The organism is Streptomyces sp. MMG1533 (genome assembly GCF_001279775.1).
In the GTDB taxonomy this organism is placed as follows: Bacteria; Actinomycetota; Actinomycetes; order Streptomycetales; family Streptomycetaceae; genus Streptomyces.
In genome coordinates this window covers 1-316 of record NZ_LGDG01000162.1, presented here as the reverse complement: position 1 = coordinate 316, position 316 = coordinate 1, and the positions used below count along the sequence as shown (strand labels likewise).

The following is a 316-nucleotide window of genomic DNA, read 5'->3' as shown; positions in this document are numbered from 1 at the left end:
GCCGCGTCGAAATTCGCCGCACCCATCTGCTGCTTCGCGTTGTCACCCTGCTCCTGGTCACCCGAACTGAACGCCGAGTCCATCCCCGACTGACCACCCAGAATCGCCGCCAACGACCCGTTCAAATCCTTGGCGATCTGGTCCGCACGCCCCTTGAACTGGTCGAACATCATCCGACCCGAACCGTTGAACTTGCCCTCCAGCGGCGTCGCCGCCTGCACCAACTGCCGGATCAACGTCCCGAGATCATCACTCGACCCCCGCGAATCACGCTGCAGCTGCGACAGCGTCTGCGCACCCATGTCGAACTTCATCA

1 protein-coding gene is annotated in these 316 nt (G+C 62.3%); it reads right to left on the bottom strand.

Features of this window, described 5'->3' with window-relative positions; all coding sequences use genetic code 11:
- On the bottom strand, window positions 1-314 hold a 314-nt coding region (locus ADK57_RS17420; RefSeq protein ID WP_053750397.1), incomplete at its 3' end, for a hypothetical protein.
- Window positions 315-316: the final 2 nt, after the last annotated feature.